General features: G+C 69.1%; 5 protein-coding genes. 2 read left to right on the top strand and 3 right to left on the bottom strand.

Annotated elements, in window-relative coordinates; genetic code table 11:
* From L995_RS04980 to L995_RS04970, 3 genes are all read right to left on the bottom strand, one after another.
* Positions 1-367 (bottom strand): NYN domain-containing protein (locus tag L995_RS04980; RefSeq protein WP_047469744.1); only part of this gene is annotated, 367 nt, incomplete at its 3' end.
* Positions 368-400: 33 nt separating this feature from the next.
* Complete coding sequence (gene pyrC / locus L995_RS04975) at positions 401-1,441, bottom strand: dihydroorotase (RefSeq protein WP_047469741.1); 1,041 nt, start codon at positions 1,439-1,441, stop codon at positions 401-403.
* Between the two features lie 6 nt (positions 1,442-1,447).
* A complete protein-coding gene (locus tag L995_RS04970) occupies positions 1,448-2,185 on the bottom strand; it encodes a Crp/Fnr family transcriptional regulator (protein WP_016451782.1) in 738 nt (245 codons plus the stop codon).
* 153 nt (positions 2,186-2,338) lie between these two features.
* On the opposite strand from L995_RS04970, the gene L995_RS04965 reads away from it, so the two are divergent.
* The gene (locus tag L995_RS04965) at positions 2,339-3,403 is read left to right on the top strand and encodes a porin (RefSeq protein ID WP_047469738.1); all 1,065 of its coding nucleotides are present in this window, start codon (positions 2,339-2,341) and stop codon (positions 3,401-3,403) included.
* 9 nt (positions 3,404-3,412) lie between these two features.
* The coding region (locus L995_RS04960; protein ID WP_047469735.1) for a CoA-binding protein at positions 3,413-3,632 on the top strand (220 nt) is incomplete at its 3' end.

Below are 3,632 nucleotides of genomic sequence, written 5' to 3'. Positions count from 1 at the left end.
CCGCGTCGTAGACGGCAGCGCCCTTGGAGCGCAGGTGCATTACCAGCGGGGTGAAGTCGGCGTCGGAGGAGACGATGCCGAAGGCGTCGGGCCGCTCGGTGTAGAGCAGCTCCATGGCGTCCACGGTCATCGCCATGTCGGTGGCGTTCTTGTGCTTGGAGTAGTCGAACTGCTGCATCGGCCGCAGTGCGAAATCCAGCAGCTTGCGCTGCCAGCCGCTGAGCGAATGCTTGGTCCAGTTGCCGTAGGCGCGGCGGATGTCGATGACGCCGAAGGTCGACAGCTCGGTCAGGATCTCGTCGATCATCTCGGCCGGCGCGTTGTCGGCGTCGATCAGCAGGGCGATGCGCGGTTGCGGCTCAGGCATGGCAATCCTCTGGCGGGTGGCAGTCCCGCCAGCTTAAACCAGCTTCCAGGGCAGGGCTTCGCCGGAGCGCAGCGGCTTCAGTTGCGCCTCGCCGAAGGCGAAGCTGTCTGGCGGCGTCCAGCTTTCGCGCACCAGGGTGATCTTGCCGGTGTTGCGCGGCAGGCTGTAGAAGTCCGGGCCGTTGAAGCTGGCGAAGGCTTCGAGCTTGTCCAGCGCGCCGGCATTGTCGAAGGCCTCGGCATACATCTCGATGGCGGCATGGGCGCTGTAGCAGCCCGCGCAGCCGGTGGCGTGTTCCTTGAGATGGGCCGCGTGCGGCGCGCTGTCCGTGCCCAGGAAGAACTTGGGCAGGCCGCTGGTGGCCGCCTCCACCAGTGCCAGGCGGTGCGTCTCGCGCTTGAGCACGGGCAGGCAGTAGTAGTGGGGACGGATGCCGCCCGTGAAGATGGCATTGCGGTTGAACAGCAGATGCTGGGGCGTGATGGTGGCGCCCACGAAACGGTCGGCCTCGGTCACGTACTGGGCGGCTTCGCGCGTGGTGATGTGTTCGAAGACGATCTTGAGTTCGGGGAAGTCGCGGCGCAGCGGGATCAGGTGCTGGTCGATGAAGGCGGCCTCGCGGTCGAACAGGTCGATGTCGCTGCTGGTGACTTCGCCGTGCACCAGCAGCAGCAGGCCTTCGCGCTGCATGGCTTGCAGCGTGGGGTAGATCTTGCGCAGGTCGGTGACGCCGTGGTCGCTGTTGGTGGTGGCGCCAGCCGGGTAGAGCTTGCAGGCCACGACGCCGGCCGCCTTGGCGCGCACGATTTCCTCGGGCGGCAGGTTGTCGGTGAGGTACAGCGTCATCAGCGGCTCGAAGGCCATGCCCTCGGGCACGGCCGAGAGGATGCGCTGCCTGTACTCCAGCGCCTGCTCGGCAGTGGTAACCGGCGGCTTGAGGTTGGGCATGATGATGGCGCGCGCAAACTGCGCGGCCGTATGCGGCACCACGCTGCGCATGGCTTCGCCATCGCGCACGTGCAGGTGCCAGTCATCGGGACGGGTGATCGTGAGGGTGTCGGTGGAGGCGGTCATGGTGCGCTATTGTCCCATTGCCGGGCCGGCTGCGGCCGCGCGCCCCAGGCCGGCAAGATCGACCAGCGTCAGCCGCCCATAGGCGGCCTGCAGCAGGCCGCGCTGCTCCAGCAGGCGCAGCTCCTTGTTGATGGTCTGGCGCGAGACCGACAGCATGGCGGCCAGGTCGCTCTGCGAGATGCGCAGCACCACGCCCTGCCCGTCGGGCGCGGGCTGGCCATGCGTGGGGGCCAGCCGCGCCAGCAGCTCGGCCACGCGGTTGTCGATGTTGCTGAAGGCGTGGCGCTGCTGGACGACGATCAGCTCGTGCATGCGTGCCAGCACCAGCAGGCAGATGTCCTTCCACAGCAGCGGATGGGCATCGAGCAGGGCCAGGAAGGACTCGCCGGGGATCTCCACCAGCACGGTGGGCTGGTGCGCGTGGTAGTCGTAGACGAATTGCGTGTGCTCCAGCAGCCGCGCCAGGCCCACGATGTCGCCCGCGCTGTGCATGGACAGCACGAAGCGCGAGCCCGTGGCGTCCACGCCGCCCACTTCCACGCAGCCCGAAGCCACCACCAGCACCTCGCGCCGCTTGGGGTCGGCGGCGCGCACCTGCTGGTGGCGCTCGTAGCGGCCCAGTCGGGACAGCGCCGTCAGCTCATCGAGCACCTCGGGCGGCCAGTTGCGCAGCATGCGGCACAGGCCCAGGGCGCGGCGGATCAGCGCCGAAGGGTCGGCCACGGGAGCAGGCTTGGAGCGCATGGTTCTCTCACGATGTCGAAGGCCCCGGGTTAGTCCGGTGCCCATGTACCGCCATTTGTCAATGGCTTGACAGAGTGCATCCCCTGTCGCTCGGGATAGTAGCAAGCAAGCCACCGGGCAAAGCATCCGGGGCGCTACCAAGGAGACAAGTTCGTGAAGCACAAGCATTGGCTGGCCGCCGGCGGCATGGCGGCCCTGGGCACGTCCGCGTGGGCCCAGAGCAGCGTGGAGATGTTCGGCATCGTCGATGTCCACATCAACAGCGCAAGGTCGGGCGCCACGCGCCTGAGCCGGCTGGAGGACGGGGGCAGCGCGGCATCGCGCATCGGCTTTCGCGGCAGCGAGGACCTGGGCGGCGGCCTGCGCGCCCAGTTCATGCTGGAGGCCGGCGTGGCGCCGGACACGGGCCAGGGCACCATTCCCGGCCCGGGCCTGGCCTTCACGCGCCAGGCCTGGGTGGGGCTGAACAGCGGCTGGGGCGCCGTGGAGATGGGCCGCATGTACACGCCCATGTTCGGCGCGCTGTTCCGGGCCGATCCGCTGGGCATGAACGCGCTGTTTTCCTCGCTGAACCTGGTGTCGGCCACCGATGCCCAGGCCGGCCTGCGGCCGTTTGCGGCACGGGCCAACAACCTGGTGCGCTACCGCACGCCGGCAGGCCAGCCCTGGCTGGCGGACCTGGCCTATTCCTTCGGCGAAGCGGCTTCGCCGAACAGCAGCAACGGCCGCCTCTACGGCGCCACGCTGGGCTGGAACCAGAAGCCCTGGTTCCTGGCCTACAGCTTCCAGAAGTCCGTGGAAGGCAGCGCCGCCGCACCCGTGGCCGCGCCCGCCACCAGCCAGTACCAGGCGTTGTCGGCCAGCTGGGAAGCCCTGAATGGGCTGCGCCTGACGGGCAACTACGTCATCAACCGCGTGGACCGCGCCGGCACACCCAAGGCGAGGCTGGCCCAGTTGGGCGCCGATTGGAGCGTGGATGCGCGCTCCAAGCTGCTGGTCTCGGTGGCGCGGCGCGAGGTGGGCGGCACGGACCGCGCCCAGAACACCTGGACGCTGGGCTACGACTACGCGCTGAGCAAGCGCACCGTGCTCTACGCACGCTGGCTGCAGCTGGGCAACGCGGCCAATGCATCGGCCGCCATCGCCAACGTGCCGGTGGCCGCCAACAGCGGCGACGGCGTGCGGTCCCTGGCGCTGGGCGTGCGCCACAACTTCTGAGGGACACCCATGACCGACAGCCATTGCTTCGACACTTCCCGGCTCGACGCGCTGTTCGCGCCGCGCTCCATCGCCGTGGTCGGCGCCTCGGACCAGGCCAGCAAGATCGGCGGCATTCCGCTGGACTACCTGCTGCGCTTCGGCTACGGCGGCGCGCTGTATGCGGTGAACCCGCGCGCCAGCCGCGTGCAGGGCCTGCCCGCGCACGAGCGGCTGGCCGCCATCGGCG

Origin of the sequence: Delftia sp. ZNC0008 (assembly GCF_000799035.1) — a bacterium.
Lineage (GTDB): Bacteria > Pseudomonadota > Gammaproteobacteria > Burkholderiales > Burkholderiaceae_C > Comamonas > Comamonas tsuruhatensis.
Note: the sequence above shows the minus strand (reverse complement) of the source record. Positions and strands in the feature narration are given on the sequence as shown.

Bases quoted from the DNA above. Each gene is read 5' to 3' on its own strand.
- pyrC (WP_047469741.1), bottom strand. From the start codon at position 1,441: ATGACCGCCTCCACCGACACCCTCACGATCACCCGTCCCGATGACTGG.
- L995_RS04970 (WP_016451782.1), bottom strand. From the start codon at position 2,185: ATGCGCTCCAAGCCTGCTCCCGTGGCCGACCCTTCGGCGCTGATCCGC.